Source organism: Salifodinibacter halophilus (genome assembly GCA_012999515.1).
Classification (GTDB): domain Bacteria; phylum Pseudomonadota; class Gammaproteobacteria; order Nevskiales; family Salinisphaeraceae; genus Salifodinibacter; species Salifodinibacter halophilus.
This window is the reverse complement of sequence record JABEEB010000466.1, coordinates 1-252: the sequence shown is the minus strand read 5'-3', so window position 1 is coordinate 252 and position 252 is coordinate 1. Positions and strand designations below refer to the sequence as shown.

At 66.7% G+C, this 252-nt stretch carries 1 protein-coding gene; it reads right to left on the bottom strand.

Annotated elements, in window-relative coordinates; translation table 11 throughout:
* Positions 1-252 (bottom strand): hypothetical protein (locus tag HKX41_12470; GenBank protein ID NNC24950.1); only part of this gene is annotated, 252 nt, incomplete at both ends.

The following is a 252-nucleotide window of genomic DNA, read 5'->3' as shown; positions in this document are numbered from 1 at the left end:
CCACCGCCTGTTCGAAGGCGTTGCCGTTCATCGCCGCATCGGCCAGCGGCGTGCCGGCCGAGGACGGCGCCAGCGCGTTGACCCGCACGGTCTTGGCGATGATGTTGGGATAGCGGCTGTCGTAGGTCGGGTTCGACAGGATCCAACGCATGACGTTGCCGCCGTTGGAGTGGGTGATCACGATCAACTGGGTGATGCCGCGGGCGTTGATGAAATCGGTGAGCTGTTGCGCCAGGCAGCCGGCGGCGCGGC